Origin of the sequence: Halomonas eurihalina (genome assembly GCF_008274785.1) — a bacterium.
GTDB lineage: Bacteria > Pseudomonadota > Gammaproteobacteria > Pseudomonadales > Halomonadaceae > Halomonas > Halomonas eurihalina.
This window is the reverse complement of sequence record NZ_VTPU01000002.1, coordinates 74,823-97,633: the sequence shown is the minus strand read 5'-3', so window position 1 is coordinate 97,633 and position 22,811 is coordinate 74,823. Positions and strand designations below refer to the sequence as shown.

Annotated in this window: 20 protein-coding genes; 9 read left to right on the top strand and 11 right to left on the bottom strand. The window is 64.6% G+C overall.

Annotated features, from left to right (window positions below):
• Nucleotides 1–91: 91 nt before the first annotated feature.
• Nucleotides 92–1,759, top strand: coding sequence for an ABC transporter permease (locus FZZ93_RS03400; RefSeq protein WP_187774455.1), 1,668 nt, complete (start codon nucleotides 92–94; stop codon nucleotides 1,757–1,759).
• On the opposite strand, the gene FZZ93_RS03395 is transcribed toward FZZ93_RS03400, so the two are convergent.
• Nucleotides 1,706–2,764: an ABC transporter ATP-binding protein gene (locus tag FZZ93_RS03395; protein WP_407650237.1), complete on the bottom strand. Its 1,059-nt coding sequence runs from the start codon at nucleotides 2,762–2,764 to the stop codon at nucleotides 1,706–1,708. The genes FZZ93_RS03400 and FZZ93_RS03395 overlap by 54 nt on opposite strands.
• 286 nt (nucleotides 2,765–3,050) lie before the next feature.
• Here FZZ93_RS03395 and FZZ93_RS03390 point away from each other — a divergent pair, with 286 nt between their 5' ends.
• Entirely contained in the window at nucleotides 3,051–4,079 is a 1,029-nt protein-coding gene (locus tag FZZ93_RS03390) for a Fe(3+) ABC transporter substrate-binding protein (RefSeq protein ID WP_149320925.1), read from the top strand.
• Between the two features lie 76 nt (nucleotides 4,080–4,155).
• Here FZZ93_RS03390 and FZZ93_RS03385 read toward each other — a convergent pair whose 3' ends face one another.
• Together FZZ93_RS03385 and FZZ93_RS03380 are read right to left on the bottom strand one after the other, a co-directional pair.
• On the bottom strand, nucleotides 4,156–4,668 hold the full coding sequence (locus tag FZZ93_RS03385) for a hypothetical protein (RefSeq protein ID WP_149320924.1): 513 nt from the start codon (nucleotides 4,666–4,668) through the stop codon (nucleotides 4,156–4,158).
• Nucleotides 4,669–4,746: 78 nt separating this feature from the next.
• Nucleotides 4,747–5,457 carry an ArsR/SmtB family transcription factor gene (locus FZZ93_RS03380; protein WP_149320923.1) on the bottom strand — a complete coding sequence of 237 codons (711 nt, stop codon included), beginning with the start codon at nucleotides 5,455–5,457 and terminating at the stop codon, nucleotides 4,747–4,749.
• 117 nt (nucleotides 5,458–5,574) lie between these two features.
• Between FZZ93_RS03380 and FZZ93_RS03375 the strand changes: the two genes are divergently transcribed.
• Complete coding sequence (locus FZZ93_RS03375) at nucleotides 5,575–5,919, top strand: antibiotic biosynthesis monooxygenase family protein (RefSeq protein WP_149320922.1); 345 nt, start codon at nucleotides 5,575–5,577, stop codon at nucleotides 5,917–5,919.
• A 12-nt stretch (nucleotides 5,920–5,931) separates the two neighbouring features.
• Here the strand turns inward: FZZ93_RS03375 and polA are convergent, their stop codons facing one another.
• Nucleotides 5,932–8,700 carry a DNA polymerase I gene (gene polA / locus FZZ93_RS03370; RefSeq protein WP_149320921.1) on the bottom strand — a complete coding sequence of 923 codons (2,769 nt, stop codon included), beginning with the start codon at nucleotides 8,698–8,700 and terminating at the stop codon, nucleotides 5,932–5,934.
• A gap of 303 nt (nucleotides 8,701–9,003) precedes the next feature.
• On the opposite strand from polA, the gene FZZ93_RS03365 reads away from it, so the two are divergent.
• From FZZ93_RS03365 to FZZ93_RS03350, 4 genes are all read left to right on the top strand, one after another.
• Entirely contained in the window at nucleotides 9,004–9,297 is a 294-nt protein-coding gene (locus tag FZZ93_RS03365; protein WP_149320920.1) for a DUF2782 domain-containing protein, read from the top strand.
• A gap of 83 nt (nucleotides 9,298–9,380) precedes the next feature.
• Entirely contained in the window at nucleotides 9,381–10,340 is a 960-nt protein-coding gene (locus FZZ93_RS03360; RefSeq protein WP_149320919.1) for a homoserine kinase, read from the top strand.
• Between the two features lie 8 nt (nucleotides 10,341–10,348).
• Nucleotides 10,349–12,259: a biosynthetic arginine decarboxylase gene (gene speA, locus FZZ93_RS03355; RefSeq protein WP_149321049.1), complete on the top strand. Its 1,911-nt coding sequence runs from the start codon at nucleotides 10,349–10,351 to the stop codon at nucleotides 12,257–12,259.
• Between the two features lie 338 nt (nucleotides 12,260–12,597).
• Nucleotides 12,598–14,940 carry a glucose/quinate/shikimate family membrane-bound PQQ-dependent dehydrogenase gene (locus FZZ93_RS03350; RefSeq protein ID WP_149320918.1) on the top strand — a complete coding sequence of 781 codons (2,343 nt, stop codon included), beginning with the start codon at nucleotides 12,598–12,600 and terminating at the stop codon, nucleotides 14,938–14,940.
• Between the two features lie 118 nt (nucleotides 14,941–15,058).
• Here the strand turns inward: FZZ93_RS03350 and FZZ93_RS03345 are convergent, their stop codons facing one another.
• The 4 genes from FZZ93_RS03345 to FZZ93_RS03330 all read right to left on the bottom strand — a co-directional run bounded on the left by FZZ93_RS03345 (nucleotide 15,059) and on the right by FZZ93_RS03330 (nucleotide 18,863).
• A complete protein-coding gene (locus FZZ93_RS03345; RefSeq protein WP_149320917.1) occupies nucleotides 15,059–15,727 on the bottom strand; it encodes a fumarylacetoacetate hydrolase family protein in 669 nt (222 codons plus the stop codon).
• A 65-nt stretch (nucleotides 15,728–15,792) separates the two neighbouring features.
• Nucleotides 15,793–16,791 (bottom strand): ectoine hydroxylase, encoded by a 999-nt coding sequence (gene thpD / locus FZZ93_RS03340; RefSeq protein ID WP_149320916.1) that lies wholly within the window; start codon nucleotides 16,789–16,791, stop codon nucleotides 15,793–15,795.
• A 201-nt stretch (nucleotides 16,792–16,992) separates the two neighbouring features.
• Nucleotides 16,993–17,727 carry a metal-binding protein ZinT gene (locus FZZ93_RS03335; RefSeq protein WP_149320915.1) on the bottom strand — a complete coding sequence of 245 codons (735 nt, stop codon included), beginning with the start codon at nucleotides 17,725–17,727 and terminating at the stop codon, nucleotides 16,993–16,995.
• 134 nt (nucleotides 17,728–17,861) lie between these two features.
• Nucleotides 17,862–18,863, bottom strand: a complete 1,002-nt coding sequence (locus FZZ93_RS03330) for a zinc ABC transporter substrate-binding protein (RefSeq protein WP_149320914.1) — start codon at nucleotides 18,861–18,863, stop codon at nucleotides 17,862–17,864.
• A 137-nt stretch (nucleotides 18,864–19,000) separates the two neighbouring features.
• Here FZZ93_RS03330 and FZZ93_RS03325 point away from each other — a divergent pair, with 137 nt between their 5' ends.
• On the top strand, nucleotides 19,001–19,729 hold the full coding sequence (locus tag FZZ93_RS03325) for a metal ABC transporter ATP-binding protein (RefSeq protein WP_149320913.1): 729 nt from the start codon (nucleotides 19,001–19,003) through the stop codon (nucleotides 19,727–19,729).
• Nucleotides 19,726–20,541: a metal ABC transporter permease gene (locus FZZ93_RS03320; RefSeq protein ID WP_149320912.1), complete on the top strand. Its 816-nt coding sequence runs from the start codon at nucleotides 19,726–19,728 to the stop codon at nucleotides 20,539–20,541. Before FZZ93_RS03325 ends, FZZ93_RS03320 begins: the two co-directional genes overlap by 4 nt.
• Before the next feature lie 31 nt (nucleotides 20,542–20,572).
• Here the strand turns inward: FZZ93_RS03320 and hisF are convergent, their stop codons facing one another.
• From hisF to hisH, 3 genes are read right to left on the bottom strand one after another with little or no spacing between them, the layout of a single operon-like run.
• Nucleotides 20,573–21,346, bottom strand: a complete 774-nt coding sequence (gene hisF / locus FZZ93_RS03315; protein ID WP_149320911.1) for an imidazole glycerol phosphate synthase subunit HisF — start codon at nucleotides 21,344–21,346, stop codon at nucleotides 20,573–20,575.
• A 3-nt stretch (nucleotides 21,347–21,349) separates the two neighbouring features.
• A complete protein-coding gene (gene hisA, locus FZZ93_RS03310) occupies nucleotides 21,350–22,102 on the bottom strand; it encodes a 1-(5-phosphoribosyl)-5-[(5-phosphoribosylamino)methylideneamino]imidazole-4-carboxamide isomerase (RefSeq protein WP_013333770.1) in 753 nt (250 codons plus the stop codon).
• 44 nt (nucleotides 22,103–22,146) lie between these two features.
• Nucleotides 22,147–22,788, bottom strand: a complete 642-nt coding sequence (gene hisH / locus FZZ93_RS03305) for an imidazole glycerol phosphate synthase subunit HisH (protein ID WP_149320910.1) — start codon at nucleotides 22,786–22,788, stop codon at nucleotides 22,147–22,149.
• Nucleotides 22,789–22,811: the final 23 nt, after the last annotated feature.

Here is a 22,811-nt window from a genome sequence, read left to right as displayed (position 1 = left end):
CGGCGGGCGGCGAGGGCTGCTATGCTAGCGGCTCCCGCTTCGCCCATCAGGGAGACCGCTCGCCTTGTCCCGCACCCACCGCCTTTCACGCATTGCACGGGCCGCACGCCCCGGTCTGCGCTTCGATGCCTGGAACCTGCTGACCCTGGGAATCGCCGCCATCGTGGCGCTTCCGGTGCTGGTGGTGCTCGCGCATATCGTCATGTCCACCGACGGCATCTGGCACCACCTGGCCAGCACCGTGCTGGGGCGTTATCTGGCCAACACGCTGTTCCTGGTGATCACGGTGGGCCTTGGGACCTTCATCATCGGCACCGGCACAGCCTGGTTGGTGGTGATGTGCCGCTTCCCCGGGCGCCGCCTGTTCGAGTGGGCCCTGTTGCTGCCGCTGGCGGTGCCGACCTATGTGATCGCCTACGCCTATACCGACTTCCTGCAATATGCCGGCCCGCTGCAGAGCTGGCTGAGAGCGGCCTTCGACTGGGGGCGGGACGACTACGTCTTCCCCAACATCCGTTCCCTGGGCGGAGCGGCGACCCTGATCACCCTGGTGCTCTACCCCTATGTCTACATGCTGACCCGAGCGGCCTTTCTCGAGCAGTCGGTATGCGTGCTGGATGTGGGGCGGACCCTGGGACGCGGCCCCTGGCGACTGTTCAGCAGCATCGCGATCCCTCTGGCTCGTCCAGCCATCGTCGGCGGCGTGTCGCTGGCGTTGATGGAGACCCTCAACGAATTCGGCGCGGTGCAATACTTCGGTGTCGACACCTTCACCACCGGCATCTATCGCACCTGGTTCGGCATGGGCGAGCAGGTCGCCGCGGCCCAGTTGGCGGCCTGCCTGCTGGCCTTCGTGATAGTCATGGTGCTGCTGGAACGCGCCTCGCGGGGCAAGCGCCGCTATTTCCACACCACGGGCCGCTATCAGCGCCTGCCGGAGTTCCAGCTTACCGGCTGGCGGGCAACGGCGGCCTGCCTGGCCTGCCTGATACCGGTGCTGGTGGGCTTTCTCATTCCCGGTGGCCTGCTGGGCTATCTGTCGATCAAGGGCGGGGATTCGCTGTTCGGCGCCCGGTTTCTCGAGTTCGCCGGTAACAGCCTGGTGCTGGCAGCGTTGGCCGCGCTGGTCGCCGTGGCCCTGGCCCTGGTGTTGAGCTACGGCGCCCGGCTGCATCCGGGGCCGACGACGCGCACCGCCACCCGCATCGCCGCCCTGGGTTACGCCGTGCCCGGCTCGGTGGTCGCGGTGGGCATCCTGATTCCCTTCGCCTGGCTGGACGACCAGATCAATGGCTGGCTGCGCGCGCATTATGGCGTCATCGCCGGGCTGATCTTCAGCGGCTCAGCCTTCATCCTAATCTACGCCTATGTGGTGCGCTTCCTGGCGGTGTCGTTCAATGCCCTGGAGGCCAGTCTCGGCAAGGTTACGCCCAACATGGACGCGGCGGCCCGCACCCTGGGCCAGACCGCCAGCGGCACCCTGCGTCGGGTTCATACGCCGATCATGCGCAGCAGCCTGCTGGCGGCCGCCATCCTGGTCTTCGTCGATGTCATGAAGGAACTGCCGGCCACCATCATCCTGCGCCCGTTCAACTTCGACACCCTGGCCGTACGCGCTCACAACCTGGCCGCCGACGAGCGCCTCGCCGAGGCCTCCACCGCCTCGCTGGCCATCGTTGCGGTGGGCGTCATCCCCGTGGTGCTGCTAAGCCTCGCCATGCGCCGGGCTCGCCCCGGCGGCAAAGACGAACACCTGTGAGGGGTCCAGGCGAATCGACACCGGCTGCCCTTCTTCGGGCAGGAACACGCCCGGCACTCGAGCATGCAGGTGCGCCTCGTGGCCGTCGACGCCATGGGCGCAGATGTGCAGCAGGCTGGTTCGCCCCAGCAGCTTGGCCATGACCACATGGCTGTGGGTCGGCGCCGGCGGTGTCGTCAGCGCCTCGACCCGCAACGCCTCGGGGCGGATCATCACCCGTGCTTGCTCGCCTTCCGCCAGTTCAGGCGCTGCCACGTCGCCCACCGGCGTAGCCACGCGCCCGCCCCGCACCTCGCCGAACAGCTCGTTGACGGTGTCGAAGAAGTTCACCACGAAGGGGTCGGCCGGCTCGCAGTAGAGCTCCCTGGGCGTGCCCATCTGTACGATATGGCCGTCACGCATCAGGGCGATGCGGTCGGCCATGAACATCGCCTCCTCGGGATCGTGGGTCACCAGCAGGGCGCCCGCCCCCAGCTTCTTGAGGACGTGCAGGGTATCGTCGCGAATACGGTCGCGGAGCCGCGCGTCGAGACTCGAGAAGGGCTCGTCGAGCAGCATCAGACCTGGCGCCGGCGCCAGGGCTCGTGCCAGGGCGACCCGTTGCTGCTGCCCGCCCGATAGGGTATGCGGATAGCTGCCGGCATGGCGCTCCATGCCCAGCAGGGCGAGCAGCTCCATGGCGCGCTCACGGCGTCGCCGCGCAGGCAGTGTTTCCAGTCCGAAGGTAACGTTCTCGAGCACGTTGAGATGCGGGAACAATGCCGACTCCTGGAAGGCCAGGCCGACATTGCGGCGCTCCGGCGGCACATGCGGCCGCCCCAGGGCCCAACCATTGACGGCGACGTGCCCTCGCTGCAAGACCTCGAGACCGGCGACGATGCGCAACAGCGTGGTCTTGCCACATCCCGAAGGGCCCAGCAGGCAGACCACCTCGCCCTCGCGCACCGTCAGGTCGATGCCCGCCACCGCCGTGTGATGGCCATACGCATGGTGGATGTCCTGCATGGTCAGGACAGTAGACACCTCCGACTCTGGAGGCGCAACGGCAGTCTGGAGGGGGGCGTGTTGCATGGCAATCATCGTCCGGGAAGCTCGAACGCCATGGTAACGCGAAAGCGTCTTCGACAGGTTGCGATTTTCAACGGTGCTTCCAGCGAGTCATCTCAACGCCTGCGTCAACGTTTGGCACATCCCGAGGTTGACGCCCTCGTCGGCAGGCGCTTCAATGCTTGACAGGAAATGCAACGCATTAACATCAACAAATCATTTCCAACACCCTGAGAGGTCTTCCATGCCCCATTACCAGCGACTCGTCATGCCGCTTGCCGCCCTGCTGGCCGGCACGGCCTTCGCCACCAGCGCTGCCGCCGATGAGCTCAACATCTACTCGGCCCGGCACTACGACTCCGACCAAGCGCTCTACGATGCCTTCACCGAAGAAACCGGCATCGAGGTCAACGTTCTCGAGGGCGATTCCGACCAGCTCATCCAGCGCATCCAGCGTGAAGGCGAAGCCAGCCCCGCCGACGTGATGATGACCGTCGACGCCGGTCGCCTCTGGCGCGCCGAGCAGGAAGGCATTTTCGCCAGTGTCGAGTCCGAAACACTGGCCGAGCGCCTGCCCGACGCCATGCGCCACCCCGAAGGAAAGTGGTTCGGTTTCAGCCAGCGCATCCGCGCCATCTTCTACAACCCCGATGAAGTCGACGCCGACGAGATCGCCACCTACGAAGACCTGGCCGACCCGCGCTTCGAGGGCGAGGTCTGCATCCGCTCTTCCAACAACATCTACAATCAGTCTCTGCTCGCCTCGCTCATCGCCCACGACGGCGTGGAACAGGCCGAAGCCTGGGCCCAGGGCGTGGTTGACAACATGGCCCGCGACCCCGAAGGCGGTGACCGCGACCAGATTCGCGGCGTGGCCAGCGGTGAGTGCGACTTGGCCGTGGGCAATCACTACTACTACGTGCGCATGCTGAAGTCCGACGACGACGCGCAGCGCGAGGCCGCCGAGAAGGTCGAGATCCTGTTCCCCAACCAGGACGGCCGTGGCGCTCACGTCAACGTCGGCGGTGCCGGCATGGTCGAAGGCGCGCCGCACCCGGAAAACGCCGTGCGCTTCCTGGAATTCCTCTCCTCCGACGAGGCCCAGGCACTGTTCGCCTCCGGCAACCACGAGTTCCCCGTGGTCGACGGCGTGGAGATCGACGATGTCCTGGCATCCTGGGGCGACTTCAAGAAGGACTCGCTCAACGTCAGCGAGCTGGGCGAGAACAACCCCGAAGCGATCAAGATCTTCGACCGCGTCGGCTGGAGGTAAGCCCCGCGCCCCCGCCGGAAAGCAACGGCCCGCGACAATGTCGCGGGCCGTTTCACGCTGGGACCGAACCGATCATTCAGCCATCGCCGGGCATGGGGGCGGCATCCCGGGCCTTTTGGAACACGCTCAGTGTTCCCATACGGCGACCGCGGTCATTGAGAAAGGTCTCCAGCACCACAACCGGTCCGGCAGCATTCCGTACGAACTCGATCCGTTCCGCCGAGGGTTGCCGTGATGTCCAGTCCTTCCCCAGGCAGCGAGCCAGTCCCTCGCCCCCCTGGATCAGGGCCGCCTGCGGGCTGTCGAGCTTCAACCGGCCAAAACAGGCATAGTGATCGGGGCGTCGGGCCGAGGTGATCAGGCAGGCGTCATGGAAGGCCTGCACGTCGGTCTCCCAGGTGCGCGTCAAGCGAGTGTCGTCCAGCCGGCCCTTGATATCGTCGAAACCACCCTCGGCACTCTCCACCGCCTGATTCAAAGCGCCACAGTCGAACAACTGCGCTGCCGTATCCGGCGTAGCCTGGCTCGCGCAACCCGCCAGCAACGTCATCCCCGCACCGGCCATCCAGGTCCTTGCCATTGTTGCCATGTTCATCTCCTTGCTGTTTCTGTGGCACCGCAGAACGGCAGTCTTCCAAGACACCTCTGACACCATAGCACCCTGACCTCAATCGGGTATTTCGATCTTGAAACGGTTCTCCAGGGCTCGCCGTCCTCTTGATGTCAGGCGAAGGGCCCGACCATCGAGATCCTGACTCACCCATTCCTGGCCGATGGCATGGTCCAGCAAGGCCGCTCCCAGGGCCCCCGCCAGGTGCGGGCGGCGCGAGCTCCAGTCCATGCAGGGACGGGCAAAACGACGGCGACTGGCGCGTACCGCCCGAACATCCACGCCCATGTCCAGAAAGGCTCGTTCCCCCTCTTCGGACAGGCGATAGTCGCTCTGCGCATCGACGGCAGGCATCAGCCATCCGGCTCCGACACAGGCATCGTGGAGCGCCACCGCCAACTCACCGGCCATGTGGTCATAGCATGTCCGGGCGAAGCGCAGGCGCTGCGGCGTGTTGGGTACGAAGCTCGGCGTATCCCCTCGCCCGATGACCATCAGCCCTTCCAGCGACTCGGCGACGCGAGGATCCTCCAACGCATAGTAACGATGGCGCCCCTGGGGGTACCGCCGCAGCAAGGCCATCTCGGTGAGACGCGCCAAGTGGGCGCTGGCCGTCGGAGGGCCGACCCCGGCGATCGCTGCCAGTTCGGTGCTGGTCCGCGCACGTCCATCCATCAAGGCACACAGCATGCGGGCCCTGGCCGGCTCAGCGATCGCCGTCGCCACCCGAGAAAGTGCGATATCCGCAACGTCCAGCGTGGTCTCCATATTTCGCCCCCGATCGAATCATTCCCCGTGACAGGCGCCGATACTGGCTCACTGTGACCGCATGCCAGCACAACATGGCCACATTCCCCGTATCACATCGTCACAGGAGAAACCGACATGCTCGCCGTCATCTTCGAAGCTCAACCGCATCCCGACCAGCGCCAGCGTTATCTGGACATCGCCGCCGAGCTCAAGCCGCTGCTCGAGGGCGTGGATGGGTTCATCTCCATCGAACGCTTCCAGAGTCTCGCCGACGCCGACCGGTTACTGTCGCTGTCCTTCTGGCGCGACGAACAAGCGGTCATCGAATGGCGACGCCTGGAAGCCCACCGGGCGGCCCAGCAGGCGGGACGCCGTTCGGTATTCGCCGACTATCGGCTACGCATCGCCCGGGTCGAGCGCGACTACGGCATGGACGACCGCGAACAGACCCCCGCGGACAGCCGCGAGGTCCATGGCTGAAGCTCCGGCGACTCAGTGCGCCTCGTCCCAGTTGGCACCGCTTTCCGCCTCGACGGTCAGTGCCACGTCGAGTTCGGCGGCGTTCTCCATGCGAGCCTTGACCTGGTCCATGAAGGCGTCGACCTCGCCTTCCGCGACCTCGAAGACCAGTTCGTCGTGGACCTGCATGACCATCATGGCGTCGATGTCGCCTTCGGCCAGCCAGCCGTCGACGTCGATCATGGCGCGCTTGATGATATCCGCCGCCGTGCCCTGCATCGGGGCGTTGATGGCGGTGCGCTCGGCGCCCTGGCGACGATTGCGGTTCTGGGAGTGGATCTCCGGCAGATGCAGCCGTCGGCCGAAGACGGTCTCGACGTAGCCGTCCTCCGCCGCCTGGGAGCGGATGCGCTCCATGTAGCGGGCCACGCCGGGATAACGGTCGAAGTAGCGGTCGATGTAGATCTGGGCCTGGTTGCGCTCGATGTGGAGCTGGCGCCCCAGCCCCCAGGCGCTCATGCCATAGATCAGCCCGAAGTTGATCGCCTTGGCGCTGCGCCGCTGTTCGCCGGAGACCTTGTCCAGCGCCACGCCGAAGACCTCGGCGGCGGTGGCGGCGTGGATGTCGCGGCCCTGGGCGAAGGCGTCGAGCAAGCCCTTGTCGCCCGACAGGTGCGCCATGATGCGCAGCTCGATCTGTGAGTAGTCGGCGGCAACGAGCCGATAGCCCGGCCGGGCCACGAAGGCCTGACGAATGCGCCGCCCCTGTTCGGTGCGGATGGGGATGTTCTGCAGGTTGGGATCGGATGACGACAGACGCCCGGTGGCGGTGACCGCCTGGTGGTAGCTGGTATGCAGGCGTCCGGTCGCAGGGTCGACCAGCTTGGGCAGCTTGTCGGTGTAGGTGGAGCGCAGTTTGGAAAAACCACGATGCTCCATGATCACCTTGGGCAGCGGATAATCCAGCGCCAGTTCCTCGAGCACGGCCTCGGCGGTCGAGGGCGCCCCCTTGGGTGTCTTCTTGATGACCGGAATCTTCTGCTCCTCGAACAGGATCTCGCCCAGCTGCTTGGGCGAGCCGAGGTTGAATTCGCGCCCGGCCAGCTCATGGGCGCGCTGCTCGAGTTCGCGGATGCGCTCGCCCAGTTCCCGGCTCTGCTCGTGGAGCCGTTCCGGGGCCAGCGCCACGCCATTGCGCTCCATCCGCGACAGGACCCGCACCAACGGGCGCTCGAGGTTGTCGAGCACCTCGGCCAGTCGGCCCTGCCCCTCGACCCGCGGGCGTAGTTCGCGGTGCAGGCGTAGGGTGATGTCGACGTCCTCGCAAGCGTAGGGCGCGGCCTGCTCCAGGGCGACCTGGTTGAAGGTGAGCTGCTTGGCCCCCTTGCCGGCGATTTCCTCGAAGCTCACCGTCTTCTCGCCCAGGTACTTCAAGGCCAGGGAGTCCATGTCGTGGCGGGTGGCCGTGGAATCCAGCACATAGGATTCGAGCATGGTGTCGTGCAGCGGACCGGCCACCTCATAGCCATGGCGCGCCAGCACCGAGATGTCATATTTCAGGTTCTGGCCGATCTTGGCCTTGCCGGCATCGGCCCACAGCGGAGCCAATGCTTCGAGCACGGCCTGGCGGTCGAGCTGTTCGGGGGCGTCCAGGTAATCGTGGGCCAGCGGAATGTAGGCCGCCTCCCCTGGTTCCAGCGCCAGCCCCACGCCGACGATGTCGGCCTCCATGTAGGAGAGGCTGGTGGTCTCCAGATCGAAGCAGAACGCCTCGCTGTCGGCGAGACGCGCCAGCCACTCGTCCAGCACCGCCTGCTCGGTGATCACCACGTCGTGACGCGCCCCGCTGCCGCCACCGGCATCCGCCGTGTCGCTCGCTTCGGGCGTGGCGGTGCCGCCTGCCACGTCGTCGCCCCCCTCGTCGTCACCTTCCAGCAATTCCGACAGCCAGTTCTTGAACTCCAGCCGACGATAGAGGGCGAGCAACGCTTCGCGATCGGGTCGGGCGATGTTCAGGTCGTCGAGCCCGACCGGCAGCTCGCAGTCGGTCTTGATGGTGGCGAGTTCATAGGAGAGAAAGGCCTGCTCGCGATTCTCCTCGAGCTTCTTTGGCAAGGTCTTGGCACCGCGAAAGCTCAGCGTCTTGACCTTCTCGAGATCGGCATAGACGGTTTCCAGGCCACCCTCCATGCCCTGCAGCAGCCCCAGGGCGGTCTTCTCACCGACGCCGGGCACACCGGGAATGTTGTCGACCTTGTCGCCCATCAAGGCGAGAAAGTCGATGATCAGGCTCGGCGGCAGGCCAAACTTCGCCTCGACACCAGCCGTATCGAGGGTCTCGTCCTTCATGGTGTTGACCAGGGTGATATGGCCGTTGACCAGTTGCGCCATGTCCTTGTCACCGGTCGAAATTACGGCGTCACGCCCAGCCTCGGTGGCATGACGGGCCAAGGTGCCGATGACATCGTCGGCCTCCACACCCTCGACGCACAGCAGTGGCAGACCGAGGGCGCGCACGCAGTCGTGCAGCGGCTCGACCTGGGCGCGCAGGTCGTCCGGCATCGGCGGCCGCTGCGCCTTGTATTCAGCGTAGAGGTCATCGCGGAAGGTCTTGCCGGGCGCGTCGAAGACCACCGCCATGGGGCTGTCGGGGTAGTCCTTGAGCAATCGCTTGAGCATGTTGAGCACGCCCTTGACCGCGCCGGTGGGCTGGCCCTCGGAGGTGGTCAGCGGCGGCAGGGCGTGGAAGGCTCGGTACAGATAGGAAGAACCGTCGACGAGTACGATGGGGGTGTCGGCCATGAATCGGCATCCATTGATGTCTGAGTAAAGTGATGTCCAGGGAGAAAGCGCAATTCTGATTCCCCATGATACGCATAGCCGCCGATGTTTGCCGTGAGCCAGGCGCTACCTGAAAAGTCGACGAGCGAAGGTTAGACAAGGAGAAAATTCACGACAACGCGGAGTTTACAGGGAGTAAATGAGCATTTTGAGTGGGTTTTCAACGTCGTATAACCGAGCGCAGACACTTTTAGGGCAGTGCCTAGGCCTCGATCGGCGGAAGGCATACACTAGGGGAGATGACCCAGGCTCCCGGAGGTTGCCATGCTGTCCCTGTTTCGTCCGTTCGCCGTGCTGTTGCTCGGTGGCGGCCTGCTCCTTGCCGGGTCGCCGGCGCTGGCGCAATCCGGCGGATCGCCCGACCCCGAGATCACCACCCGTCAGGAAGAGAATCGCACCATCCGCGAGTATCGGCTCAACGGCAGGCTCTACGCCATCGAGATCCGCCCCGCCTCCGGTCCGGCCTACCATCTGGTCGACCAGGATGGCGACGGCAACTTCGAACGCCAGGCAGGCGACACTATCCGCGTTCCCGAGTGGGTGCAGCAGGATTCCTGACCGCCGGACGCCAACCGGCATTCGTGCATCGACGCACCAAGCCGCTACAATAGGCGATTTGGCATAGCCCGCGCGAGACACACATGGCCGTATTCACACCGCTTACCGACGCTCAGGTGGCAACCTTCCTGAGCCGCTTCGATGCCGGCTCGCTGGTTGCCGTCAAGGGAGTGCCTGCCGGCACGGAGAACAGCACCTTCTTCGTCACCACCGACCGCCAGGAACTGGTGCTGACCCTGTTCGAGCAGGGTGAGCACGAAGAGCTGCCGTTCTTCGTCGAATTGCTGGACTATCTCGACGAACACCGCCTGCCGGTGCCTGGCCCTCTGCACGATCATGACGGTATCGCTCTGCACAGCCTGGCCGACAAGCCGGCCCTGTTGTTCCCGCGCTTGCCGGGGGAGCATCCGCATCATCCCAACTTGGCCCAGTGCCGTGCGCTGGGCGATGCCCTGGGCCATATGCACAAGGTCTCGCAGCACTTCCCCGGCCATCGCCCCAACCCGCGCGACCTCCACTGGCTGCTGCCCATGCACCATCAGGTCCTCGCTTACCTGTCGCCGGAGGACCAGGCGTTGATGATGGACGAGGTGGAAATCTATCAGGGCTTCTTCGACAAGGCCCCGGAATTGCCGCAGGGTGCGCTGCACGGCGACCTGTTCCGCGACAACACCCTGTTCGACGGCAACCGTCTCGGTGGCATGATCGACTTCTACAACGGCTGCACGGGTGACCTGCTGTTCGACCTGGCCATCGTCATCAACGACTGGGCCACCGAGCCCGACGGTCGCCTTGATCCCGAGCGCTACGCCACCATCCTCGCCGCCTATCAGGCCCAGCGCCCGCTGAACACGTCCGAGCGCGATGCCTGGCCGATGATGCTGCGCATGACGGCCCTGCGCTACTGGCTCTCGCGCCTGCTGGTGGTCTACGTGGATCCGCCGGCCCATGACCTGACGCCCCACGATCCCGATCAGTTCCGCACCATTCTCAAGCGGCGTCTCGAGGATGGTGCCCTGCCACTGCCCGAGGTCGCATCGTGAAAGTCCCCATGGGCAGTGTCGCCAGCCCCGCGCATCGTGCCCGGCACACTTGGAACATCGACCAGTGGGGCAGCGGCTACTTCGACGTCGACGATGCCGGCCAGGCCCTGGTGCGCCCGCTCGGTGAAGAAGCCGAGGGGCCAGCCCTGCCGTTGACGTCGCTGGCGACCCAACTTCGCGAGGCGGGCCTGCGCCTGCCGGTGCTGGTGCGTTTCACCGACATCCTGCACGACCGCGTCGAACAGCTATGCGCTGCCTTCGACGGCGCCATGACCGAGGAGGACTTCGAGGGCGGCTACACGGCGGTCTATCCCATCAAGGTCAATCAACAGCACCGCGTGGTCGAAGAAATCCTCGCCACCCAGGAGCGCGGCCGGGGCCGCGTCGGCCTGGAAGCCGGCAGCAAGCCCGAATTGCTGGCGGTCCTCGCGCTATCCGGCGACGGCCCCTCGCTGATCGTCTGCAACGGCTACAAGGACCGCGAATACATCCGCCTGGCGCTGATGGGCGAACGCCTCGGTCATCGCGTCTATCTGGTGGTGGAAAAGCTCTCCGAGCTGCCGCTGATCCTCGAGGAAGCCGAACATCTCGGCGTCAGGCCGCGCATCGGCCTGCGCGCCCGTCTCGCCTCGGTGGGCAAGGGCAAGTGGCAGAACACCGGCGGCGAGAAGTCCAAGTTCGGCCTCACCGCCAGCCAGACCCAGGCGGTGGTCGAGCGCCTGAGCGAGGCCGATGCCCTGGGCAGCCTGCAACTGGTGCATTTCCACCTGGGATCGCAGATCGCCAACATCCACGACATCCAGCGCGGCCTGCGCGAATGCGCGCGTTTCTACCAGAACCTGCTGGCAATGGGCGCGCCGGTGGATACCGTGGACGTCGGCGGCGGGCTGGGCATCGACTACGAGGGCACCCGGTCGCGTAGCTTCTGCTCGATCAACTACTCGATGCGCGAGTACGCTCGCAACGTCGTCACGGCCTTTTCCCAGGTCTGCGCCAGCGAGGGGCTGCCCCATCCCCATCTGCTCAGCGAGTCCGGCCGCGCCCTGACCGCTCATCACGCCGTGTTGATCACCAACGTGATCGGCGAGGAGCGCCCCGACACCCAGGCCCCCGAGAGGCGAAATCACGCCGAACCCCAGGTGGCCGAACTATGGCGGATCCACGATGAGCTGCACGCCCTGCATGACCCGCGCGGGCTGGTCGAGGCCTGGCATGGGTTGACCCAAGCACTGAGCGATCTCCAGGACCGCTTCGTCATGGGGCTCGCCGACCTCGGTGCCCGCGCCGAGGGTGAAGGCGTCTACTCCGCGGCCTGTGCCCGGCTGCGCGAACGGCTGGACCCACGCAATCGCGCCCATCGCGAAATTCATGACGAGCTAGCCGAAAAGCTCGCCGACAAGCTGTTCGTCAACTTCTCGCTGTTTCAGTCGGTGCCCGATGTCTGGGGAATCGACCAGATCTTCCCGGTACTGCCGCTTTCCGGCCTCGACCGCGAGCCGTCGCGACGCGCGGTGATCCAGGACATCACCTGCGACAGCGACGGTCGCATCGACGCCTATGTCGACGGCCAGGGGGTCGAGTCCACACTACCGCTGCCGGAATGGCGCGAGGACGAAGAGCGCTTGATGGGGTTCTTCCTGGTCGGCGCCTATCAGGAGATCCTCGGCGACCTGCACAACCTGTTCGGCGACACCGACTCGGTGGATGCCTCACTCGACACCAATGGCGAGTGGCACTTCGACCACCTGCTGCGCGGCGACCGGGTCGCCGACGTACTCGCTTACGTCAACTTCGACGCCGAGACCCTGCGCACCCAACTCGCCGAGCAGCTCGCCGCCAGCGATCTGAGTGACGACGAACAACGCCAGTTCCGGCACGACCTGTCCGCCGGGCTCGAAGGCTACACCTATCTTGAATGATCCCTTGCTCGAATAAGCGAGTTTCGGCACTTCCGATACTGACATTCTCGGTCCATTAGACCATAGTGATAATCGCGACCCGCCCAGAGTGCCACATCCAGGCCACCAGCATGGGCGGGCGCATTTAACTCACAGGCTAATTATTATAAAATGCTATCAATTGACGACTTCAGAAACACCGAATAAATCGCAGAACGGTATCCAACGCCGAATGCAGCGTCCGCCACGGCCGCTGCATTCGGCGGCACGACTGGTGTAATCGCCGATATGGCCAGACCTGGCGTGTACCGGGGGCGCGATCTTATTCAGGACTTCTTCCATGGCAAGGAGCTTGATTCATGATCATTCTTTCGCTCATCTTCTGGCTGGTTGGGCTAGCACTGTTGGGGGGTGGCATCTGGCTCATCACCCTCGACGGTAGCTGGTACTACGCGCTGGCCGGCATCGTCCTGATCGTGGTCGGGGCCCTGACAAGATCACGCCGCCCCACCGCCCAGATGTTATATGCGCTCTTCCTGATCGCGACCACCGCCTGGTCGTTGTGGGAATCCGGCTACGACTGGTGGCCGCTGGCCACGCGACTGGGCATATTCCTGATCCTCGCCATCCCGCTACTGATCACGCCCAAGAGTGGCAGCCGCGCCGGCCTGGCCCTGCTGCTGCCGGTCTGGGCGATCATCGGCGTGGGCACCCTGGCCAGCCTGACCGTCGATGCCCATCGCACCGAGGGTGAGCTGAGCCGCGACGTAGTCTCGGAAGACGCGAACATCGGTGACACGCCCCAGGAAAGCTGGCATGCCTATGGGCGCAATAACCTGGGGCAGCGTTATTCGCCACTGGAGCAGATCACACCGGAGAATGTCGGCGACCTGGAACAGGCCTGGCAGTACCAGACCGGTGACGTGAAAGGCCCTGAAGACGTCGGCGAGACCACCTACGAGGCGACCCCGCTGAAGATCGGCAATTCGCTGTTCCTGTGCACCCCGCACAACTGGCTGATCGCCCTGAATGCCGATACCGGCGAAGAGCAGTGGGTCTACGACGCCAAGGTCCCGGCGGAAAGCTCGCGCCAGCACCAGACGTGTCGTGGCGTCTCCTACCTGCCGCCGAGCGCCGGCGAGCCGGACGACATCGATGTGCAGGTCGCCAGCGGCCCGGCCGAGGACCTGGACGCCATGCAATGCGACGCCCAGCTGTTCCTGCCGACCTCTGACGCCCGCCTGATCGCGGTCGACCCGACAACCGGCGCGCGCTGCAGCAACTTCGCCGACAACGGCGAGCTCGATCTGCTGCACAACATGCCGTTCAAGCAGGCCGGCTTCTACTATTCTACCTCGCCCCCCGTCGTGGCCGACGGCAAGGTCGTGGTATCCGGCTCGGTCAACGACAACTATGCCGTCGACTCACCGTCCGGCGTGATCCGCGCCTACGACGCCAAGACCGGCGAGCTGGTGTGGAACTGGGATTCCGGCAACCCGGACGAGACCGCCCCGATCGCCGAAGACGAGACCTACACCACCAGTTCGCCGAACAGCTGGTCGATCGCCAGTGCCGACGAAGAGCTGGGCATGATCTACTTCCCGATGGGCAACCGCACGCCTGACCAGCTAGGCATGTACCGCAGCGAGGCCGAGGAGAAGTACGCAAGCTCGGTGGTGGCGTTGAACCTGGAAACTGGCCAGGTGGAGTGGGTCCAGCAGTTCGTGCACCACGACCTATGGGACATGGACACCCCGGCCCAGCCCAGCCTGCTCGATCTCGATACCGAGCAGGGAACCCAGCCGGCCCTGGTGATCCCGACCAAGCAGGGCGACGTCTATGTGCTGAACCGCGAGACCGGCGAGCCGATCCTGCCGATCTCCGAACAGCCGGCACCCCAGGGCACCATCGAGGGTGACCATGCTGCCGAGACCCAGCCGATCTCGAGCCTGAGCTTCCGGCCGCCAACCCTGCGCGAGGCGGATATGTGGGGCGCGACCCCGCTCGACCAGCTGATGTGCCGCATCCAGTTCAAGTCGCTGCGCTACGAGGGTCAGTACACGCCGCCCTCCGAGCAGGGCACCATCGTCTTCCCGGGCAACTTCGGGGTCTTCAACTGGGGCAGCATCGCGGTGGATCCCAAGCGCCAGGTGATGTTCGGCATGCCACTGTACCTGGCCTTCACCTCCACCCTGGTGCCCAAGGAAGGCGCCGATCTGGGCGAGACCAACCAGGGTGAGCACGGCCTCAACGAGAACGCCGGTGGCCCTTATGCGGTCGAGATGAAGCCCTTCCTGTCGCCGTTCGGCGTGCCCTGCCAGCAGCCCCCCTGGGGCTATGTTGCCGGCACCGACCTGCGCACCGGCGAGATCGCCTGGAAGCACAAGAACGGCACCATCGAGGACATGACGGCGCTGCCGCTGCCGATCAAGATGGGCGTGCCGGGCATCGGCGGGCCAATCATCACCGAAAGTGGCGTGGCCTTCCTGGCCGCCAGCGTGGACGACTACCTGCGCGGCTACGACCTCAGCACCGGCGAGCAGCTGTGGCAGGCTCGCTTGCCAGCCGGTGGCCAGGCAACGCCGATGACCTACCTCAACAGCCAGGGCGAGCAGATGGTTGTCCAGGTGGCCGGCGGGCACGGCTCGATCGGCACCACCATCGGCGACTACGTGGTGGCCTACAAGCTGAAGCAGCAATAGACCCGACACCGGGGCGGCCTTCGGGCTGCCCCGTCAATACGACAAGGCCCCGCCGAGATAACTCGGCGGGGCCTTGTCGTTGGATATGTCACGGATATCGTTCAGGTCGACCTGGCGCTCACTCCGTCGTCACCCGGGTCTCCACGGTCAGGCCACCGGTCAGTCGAAAGTAGAGGTCCGCGCCACGCTGCAGCTCCCCCACCCCGGCGGGCGTGCCAGTGAGCACGACATCCCCGGGCAACAGCGTGAAGTGGCGGCTCACTTCCGCCAAGAGCATCGGCACCGTAAACAGCATGTCGGCGCCCAGGCCATGCTGTCGACGCTCACCATTCACGTCCAGGCTAAACTCCAGTGCGTTCCAGTTCGGTGTCTCGGCGAGCGGCAGGAAGGCCGACATCGGACAGGCACCATCGAAGGCCTTGGCCACTTCCCAAGGCTGCCCCTTGTCCTTCAGGCGCGCCTGGACATCGCGCAGCGTCAGGTCCAGCGCCAGGCCGATCCCAACAATGGCACGTTCGGCCTGATCGGGCGCGGCGTCGCTCAGCGACTCACCGACCAGCAGTGCCAGCTCCGTCTCGAAATGGACCTCGCCGCGTGCGAAAGGGGCCTGGATGGGCGCGGTCAGATCCGCGGCACTGGTGGCCGGCTTGATGAACAGCAACGGCTCGCTGGGGACCGGGTTGTTCAACTCCCGGGCATGATCGGCATAGTTGCGTCCAACGCAGACGATCTTGCCCAGTGGTTCCGGAAAATGCCGGCCATCGGTGAAACGGGGAACGAAGCGCATGTCCGACTCGACTCCTTGTTAGAGAGAGGCCTGAAAAGGGCCATGCTTCTTAGTCTACCCCCGACTCAGCCATCCGGCGACCACCCCTCATCCGGCTCATGGGCCAGGAAGCGCGGGCGACGTTTGGTGGCCGCATAAGGTTCGACGCAGCGGTTGTCACGACGGTTGTAGACGAAAAAGGCGTTGCTGCGCGGATCCGGCGACATGTTGGCGTTGGAGCCGTGCAGGGTGTTGCAGTCGAACAGCAGCAGACCACCCGCCGCGCCGGTGGGCGCTTCGATGCCGTGCCGATCGATCAACTCGCGCAGCGCCTGGCGGCTCGGCACGCCGAATTCCTGGGTCTTGAGCGACTGTCGGTGATGATCCTCCGGCGTTTCGCCCAGGCACGGCACGAATACCCGGTGTGAGCCGGGCACCAGCATCAGCGGCCCGTTGAAGGTGTGGTTGTCGGTCAGCACGATGGATGCACTCACCGCATGCATGGCGGGCATGCCATCCTCGGCGTGCCAGGTTTCGAAGTCGGAATGCCAATTGAAGCCCTTGCCCTCGAAGCCGGGCTTGTAGTTGATGCGCGACTGATGGACATAGGGCTCGCCGCCGAGAATCTGCCGGGCACGGCCCACCAGGCGTTCGTCGTTGGCCAGGCGGCTGAAGACTCGCGACAGGTAGTGCACCGCGAACAACGAACGGATCTCGTTGCCCTGCGGCTCGGTGATGGCGAAGTCGCGTGCGCGGAAGTCATCCCGGGCCAGCAGGGCGTTGAGTTCGTGGCGCAACGCCTCGAGCTCCTCGCCTTTCAGGAAGTCCGGCTCGAAGATGAAGCCCTGGCGCTCGAAGGTATCGAGCTGCGCGGCCGATAGCGGCCCATCGGCCTCCTCTCCCTTGACCACCGGCTCGCGGCGATTGAGCCAGGGGAGATCCAACGGCTCGCTCAGTCGGGTCGGATAGGGATCCTGCCCCGGACGCGGCGCGCTACGGATCCGGCTGTCGGCCTCGGGAGCCTCCGTGGCGATATGCAGGTTCGCTTGTGGCAGCGGTCGGTTGGACGATGTCTGCACTGACATCCAATACCTCCTTTCAAAGTCGGAATGGGTTCAGATTCGAGCTCGTTACCGACGGCGGTCAGCCGCGGGCGGTCCATTCTGGATCCGCGTGGAGAGGGTGGTGACATTAGGGGCGGTTTTCAAGGGGCTGGCATGGAACAGGCCCGACGCATCGGGTCTGGATGACCCACCGGCGAACCGGTGGGTCGGGCATGAAAGTGCCTAGTGGGCCTTCATTTCACGGACGATCTCATCACCGCTCAGGCTGGAAGGATAATAGGTCGGCCAGTTCGTGACTTCCTCCAGCAAGGCTTCGCGGTCGTCACCCCAGTAAAGATGGTAGTGATCGGCATCGGTCGGATAGATGCTGTGGTCGCTGAACTGGATATATTCGGGAAGCTCGTCACCACCCTGCTCCAGCTCGAAGATGAAGCGCACGCCGCGGTTGCCGGCCTCGTAGGTCAGAATTTCATAGCCGTCATAGGCATACTCGCCGGACATCGACTCGCCCCCTTCGTGGAAGGTGACGGTGCTGCCATCGATCACGATGCGATCGACATCCGTCTCGTAGCCTGTCGCGTAGTATTCCTTGTATTCCTCGGCGGTCTTCTCGTCGCTTTTCTCCGCCTTGTAGGCCATGACCGGATCGAGCGTGCCATCCTGGAGGTATGGATAAACCGACTGCCAGTCCCCTTCCCAATCGGAAAGCGGCCGGTCCTTCACCTGGCTGTCCTCGAAATAACCAGCGTAGATGTCGCTGTCATGATCGTGGCCATGGCCGTGATCATGGCTGTGTCCGTGGTCATGGTCGTGATCATGTCCGTGGTCATGACTGTGCCCGTGATCATGGTCATGCTCACCGTGACCATTTTCATGCGCCAGCGCCACCTGACCGGCGGCCATCGCCAGCAGGCTGATGGCCAGGACACTCGCTCTCTTTGCATATGGCATGCCCATGATGCCCTCCCTTTCGTTGTAGGTTGATCGTTATCGATTGATTTTTCTGTAGAACCCGGCAAAACAAAATACGTTATATCATAACAACAAGATTTTCTTCAACGAGCCTTGTCGATCCCGTTGCGAGACCGCGATCAGCCTCCCGAGGCGCATTGCGCCACACCATCCGCCAACTGACGCAGAAGCCGAGGGTAAAGATCCGCGTCGGGAGCCAGCCCAGTTCCCAGAGGATCGATCACGATGGATGTATCGACGCCGGTATCGTCGAACACGTTTTCCACCAGTTGAGGGTTGAACTGCGGCTCGCTGAAGACACAGTCGACACCCAGCTCCTGCACCATGCCCCTGAGCTCATCGATGCGTGCCGGACTGGGGTCCGACGCATCGCCCAGGGAAATGGCCCCGGCGGCCGACAGGTCGAAGCGCTTCTCGAAATACTGATAGGCATCGTGAAAGACGATGAAGCGGGCGCCATGGGCATCGGCAAGACGCTCCTCCAGCTCACCGATCAGTTTCTCGAGTTCTTCCTTGCCGAGGCGTGCGTTTTCCCGATAGGTCTCCGCGTGCTCCGGGTCAGCATCGACCAGCGACTGGGCAATGGCATCCAGCCACACCCGCGCATTTTCCGGATCGAGCCAGGCATGTGGATCAGTGCCATCGTGGGTATGGGCATGATGCGCATCGTGGCTGTGGCTGTGGCTGTGGTCGTGGTCGTGGTCGTGGTCGTGGTCGTGGTCGTGGCCATGATGATGCCCATGATCGTGATCGTGGGCCTCGAAGGTAGCCCCCTGACGAAATGCCAGCGTCTTCGTGCCAGGCACTTCCAGCAGGGCGACGCTCTCGGCATCGCCGGCCAGGCTCTCCAGCGAGCCGCTCAACCAGGGCGTCAGCTCCTCGCCAATCCAGAACACGACATCGGCACGATCCAGCGCGGAGGCTTCAGATGGCCGCATGGAATAACCATGCGGTGATGCACCCGGCTGAATCACCAGATCGGGCGACCCCAGATCTCCCATGACACGGTCGACGAGCGAATGGACCGGTGGAATGTCCACCACCACATCGGGCACATCGGCAGCCGCGATGGCCGGGACTCCCAGCAGCGCCATCAAGCAATGGCGGGCGCGAAATGTCATGACTTCCTCCAGGAACAGGTGTGGTGCAAGGGAATTGAGCGACAAATATTTATGTTATAACATAACAACAAAGTCAAGCACGCCATCCCCGCATTGCCCGCATCGCATTATCCCGGCTGGTTGCCGGAAGAGGTTCCATGACACTGCTGAGCATCGAACATCTGGATGTCGACATCGATGGCCGCGCCATCCTCGACAACATCCATCTCGCTATCGAACGCGGCGAGATCGTCACCATCGTCGGCCCCAACGGCTCGGGCAAGACTACGCTCCTGAAAGCCATCATCGGCTCGCTGACACCGGCGTGGGGCAAGATACATCGTGCCCCCGGCCTGGTGATGGGGTATGTGCCGCAGCGCCTTCACCTCGACCCGACCCTGCCGATGACGGTGACCCGGTTCATGGGACTGCCCCGGCGGCATGCCCCCGAGCGGATCGAACAAGCCCTGGAGAGGGCCGGCGCCGCAGGGCTGGGCAGGCACCAGATGAGTTCACTGTCGGGCGGCCAGTTCCAGCGCATCCTGTTGGCCCGCGCCTTGCTCGAGTCTCCCGACCTGTTGATTCTCGACGAGGCGACCCAAGGGCTCGATCAGCGCGGCGTCGCCGACTTCTACCGGCAACTGGAGTCGGTGCGACGCGAACTCGACTGCGGCATTCTGATGGTCAGTCACGAGCTGCATGTGGTGATGCGGGCCTCGGATCGCGTCGTCTGCCTGAACAAGTCCATCTGCTGCGAAGGCACGCCGCAACGCGTGGCCACCTCACCGGCCTACCAGGCCATGTTCGGGCATGACATCCAGGATGCCTTCGCCCTGTACCGGCATGACCACGCCCATCGGCAGGAAACGGCGGAGCTGGTCTCATGATCTTCGACGACTTCCTGGTCCGCGCCGCCCTGGCCGGCATCGGCGTCGCCCTCGCCGCAGCCCCACTCGGCTGCTTCGTGGTGTGGCGGCGCATGGCCTATTTCGGCGATGCCACTGCCCACGCCGCCGTTCTCGGCGTCGCCCTCTCGCTGGTCCTGTCGACCTCGATCCTCGCTGGCGTGCTGGCCACCTCGCTGATCATGGCAACGATCGTCTCGACGCTCAGCGGCAGGGGCTATGCCATGGATACCCTGCTGGGCGTCATGGCGCATTCGGCGCTGGCCCTCGGCCTGGTGGCAGTGTCCTTCGTCTCCGGGGTGCGGATCGACCTGATGGCCTACCTGTTCGGCGACATCCTCGCCGTCGGCAAGGCCGACCTGGCCGTCATCTGGGCCGGAGCGGCCCTCGTCCTGGGGCTGATGAGTTGGCGCTGGCCGAATCTGTTGACCGCCACGCTCAATACCGACCTCGCCTACGCCAGCGGCATCGACCCGAAACGCGAACAGCTTATCCTGACCCTGTCGCTCGCCGTGGTCGTGGCCGTGGCCTTGAAAGTCGTGGGGGTGCTGTTGATTGCCGCCTTGCTGATCATTCCGGCGGCCACGGCGCGCCCTTTCAGCCGCACGCCGGAGACCATGGCACTGCTGGCCGCCGCCTTCGGGGCGAGCGCCACCACCGGCGGGCTGCAGGCGGCATTCTGGCTGGACACACCGACCGGCCCGACCATCGTCAGCCTGGCCGCGATCCTGTTCGCCCTTTCCAGCCTGGCCGGACGCCTGAAGACCCGCATCATGAAGACGGTGGGGCAGTAAATGGTCCTTGAAGGAACTCTCAAGCAGCGCTCTAAAGGCGCATTTCGATACCCCGCTCGGCCATATACCGCTTGGCCTCGGGAATGCTGTATTCCCCGAAATGGAAGATGCTGGCGGCCAGTACCGCATCGGCTCCGCCGTCCTTGACGCCTTCCACCAGGTGATCGAGGTTGCCGACACCGCCGGAGGCGATGACCGGCACGCTGACCGCATCGCTGATCGCTCGGGTCACACCGAGATCGAAGCCCTGCTTGGTGCCGTCGCGGTCCATGCTGGTCAGCAGAAGCTCGCCGGCCCCTAGCTCCACCATCTTCTGCGCCCACTCCACGGCATCCAGGCCAGTGGGCCGGCGGCCGCCATGAGTGAAGATCTCCCAGCGCGGCGTCTCGTTCTCGCCGGAGACCCGCTTGGCGTCGATGGCCACAACGATGCACTGGCTGCCGAAACGTTCCGCGGCCTCATGAACGAAGTCGGGATTGTGCACGGCGGCGGTGTTGATCGAGACCTTGTCGGCGCCCGCATTGAGCATGGTGCGGATATCATCGCAGGTGCGTATGCCGCCTCCCACGGTCAAGGGAATGAACACCTCGCCGGCGATGCGCTCGACCATTTCCACCGTGGTGTCGCGGTTCTCGTGACTGGCCGTAATGTCGAGGAAGGTGATCTCGTCGGCCCCTTGATGGTTATAGCGCTGGGCGACCTCCACCGGATCGCCGGCGTCGCGGATGCCGACGAAGTTGACGCCCTTGACCACGCGCCCCGCGTCGACGTCCAGGCAGGGAATGATGCGCTTGGCGAGTCCCATGGTTCAGCTCCCGGTTCGTTGGCGGGTGAGTTCATCGCATAGCCGCTGGCCCTCGGCCACATCGAGGCTGCCTTCGTAGATGGCGCGACCGGTGATAGCACCGAGAATCCCCGGCTCCCCTGCCTCGACCAGCGAGCGCAGATCGTCGAGGTTGGTGACACCGCCCGAGGCGATCACCGGCAGGCCGCCCTGGCGGGCCAGTTCGGCGGTGGCCTCGACATTGACGCCGCCCATCATGCCGTCACGGGCAATATCGGTATAAACGATGGCGGAAACACCATCGTCGGCGAAGCGCTTGGCGAGTTCCGTGGCCTTGATGGTGGACACCTCGGCCCAGCCATCGGTGGCTACGAAACCGTCGCGCGCATCGAGACCGACGATCACGTGATCCGGAAAGGCACGGCACATCTCGGTGACGAAGTCAGGTTCCTTGACCGCCTTGGTACCGATGATCACTTGGGAGACACCAGCATCCAGGTAGTGCTCGATGGTCGACGCACTACGAATGCCGCCACCGATCTGGATCGGCAGCTCCGGGTAGGCCCGGGCGATAGCGGTGACCGCCTCGCCGTTGATCGGCCTCCCCTCGAAGGCACCATTGAGATCGACCAGATGCAGACGGCGCGCCCCGGCCTCTACCCAGCGAGCGGCCATGGCCACCGGGTCATCGCCGTAGGTGGTGGCGTCGTCCATGCGCCCCTGCTTGAGACGGACGCACTTGCCATCCTTGAGATCGATGGCGGGAATTACCAGCATGTCAAATCCTCCAGGGCGGGGCCCGGCGAGAGACCGGGTGCCGTTCAGGGCATCCAGTGAACGAAGTTTTCCAGCAGCCGGAGACCCGCCCGAGAACTCTTCTCCGGGTGGAACTGCACGGCGAAGGTGGCATCACGGCCGGTCGCCACATGAGCCGAGACCCGGCCGTAATCGGTGGTGCCGAACAGGGTGGCGTCGTCTTCGACCTCGACATAATAGCTGTGCACGAAATAGAAGTGCTCGTCCTGGTCGATGCCCTGCCACAACGGATGCTCCTGGTGCTGATGCACCAGGTTCCAACCCATGTGCGGCACCTTGCACCGATTGCCACTCTCATCGCGCATGTCGGCGGGAAAGCGCCGCACCTGGCCAGGCATGAAACCCAGGCAATCGATGCCGCCGTTCTCCTCGCTGCGCTCGTGAAGCATCTGCTGACCGACGCAGATGCCCAGCAGTGGCTTGTCCTGGCTGGCCAGCAGCTCCTCTACCAGGCCACGCAATTCGGTGCGCTCCAGCTCGCCCACGCAGTCGCGAATGGCGCCCTGGCCCGGCAGCACCAGCCGCGTGGCGCCATTGATGCGTCGCGCATCACGGGTCACCACGACATTTTCGTGGGTCACGTGCTCCAATGCCTTGGCGACGGAATGCAGGTTGCCCATCCCGTAGTCGATGACGGCAATGGTCATGGGGTGCTCCTCGTATCGGTCGG

What these genes read in the sequence shown, in the direction of transcription:
- FZZ93_RS03395 (WP_407650237.1), bottom strand. Translation starts at nt 2,764, where the DNA reads ATGCAGGACATCCACCATGCGTATGGCCATCACACGGCGGTGGCGGGC.
- FZZ93_RS03390 (WP_149320925.1), top strand. Translation starts at nt 3,051, where the DNA reads ATGCCCCATTACCAGCGACTCGTCATGCCGCTTGCCGCCCTGCTGGCC.
- FZZ93_RS03385 (WP_149320924.1), bottom strand. Translation starts at nt 4,668, where the DNA reads ATGGCAACAATGGCAAGGACCTGGATGGCCGGTGCGGGGATGACGTTG.
- FZZ93_RS03380 (WP_149320923.1), bottom strand. Translation starts at nt 5,457, where the DNA reads ATGGAGACCACGCTGGACGTTGCGGATATCGCACTTTCTCGGGTGGCG.
- FZZ93_RS03375 (WP_149320922.1), top strand. Translation starts at nt 5,575, where the DNA reads ATGCTCGCCGTCATCTTCGAAGCTCAACCGCATCCCGACCAGCGCCAG.
- polA (WP_149320921.1), bottom strand. Translation starts at nt 8,700, where the DNA reads ATGGCCGACACCCCCATCGTACTCGTCGACGGTTCTTCCTATCTGTAC.
- FZZ93_RS03365 (WP_149320920.1), top strand. Translation starts at nt 9,004, where the DNA reads ATGCTGTCCCTGTTTCGTCCGTTCGCCGTGCTGTTGCTCGGTGGCGGC.
- FZZ93_RS03360 (WP_149320919.1), top strand. Translation starts at nt 9,381, where the DNA reads ATGGCCGTATTCACACCGCTTACCGACGCTCAGGTGGCAACCTTCCTG.
- speA (WP_149321049.1), top strand. Translation starts at nt 10,349, where the DNA reads ATGGGCAGTGTCGCCAGCCCCGCGCATCGTGCCCGGCACACTTGGAAC.
- FZZ93_RS03350 (WP_149320918.1), top strand. Translation starts at nt 12,598, where the DNA reads ATGATCATTCTTTCGCTCATCTTCTGGCTGGTTGGGCTAGCACTGTTG.
- FZZ93_RS03345 (WP_149320917.1), bottom strand. Translation starts at nt 15,727, where the DNA reads ATGCGCTTCGTTCCCCGTTTCACCGATGGCCGGCATTTTCCGGAACCA.
- thpD (WP_149320916.1), bottom strand. Translation starts at nt 16,791, where the DNA reads ATGTCAGTGCAGACATCGTCCAACCGACCGCTGCCACAAGCGAACCTG.
- FZZ93_RS03335 (WP_149320915.1), bottom strand. Translation starts at nt 17,727, where the DNA reads ATGGGCATGCCATATGCAAAGAGAGCGAGTGTCCTGGCCATCAGCCTG.
- FZZ93_RS03330 (WP_149320914.1), bottom strand. Translation starts at nt 18,863, where the DNA reads ATGACATTTCGCGCCCGCCATTGCTTGATGGCGCTGCTGGGAGTCCCG.
- FZZ93_RS03325 (WP_149320913.1), top strand. Translation starts at nt 19,001, where the DNA reads ATGACACTGCTGAGCATCGAACATCTGGATGTCGACATCGATGGCCGC.
- FZZ93_RS03320 (WP_149320912.1), top strand. Translation starts at nt 19,726, where the DNA reads ATGATCTTCGACGACTTCCTGGTCCGCGCCGCCCTGGCCGGCATCGGC.
- hisF (WP_149320911.1), bottom strand. Translation starts at nt 21,346, where the DNA reads ATGGGACTCGCCAAGCGCATCATTCCCTGCCTGGACGTCGACGCGGGG.
- hisA (WP_013333770.1), bottom strand. Translation starts at nt 22,102, where the DNA reads ATGCTGGTAATTCCCGCCATCGATCTCAAGGATGGCAAGTGCGTCCGT.
- hisH (WP_149320910.1), bottom strand. Translation starts at nt 22,788, where the DNA reads ATGACCATTGCCGTCATCGACTACGGGATGGGCAACCTGCATTCCGTC.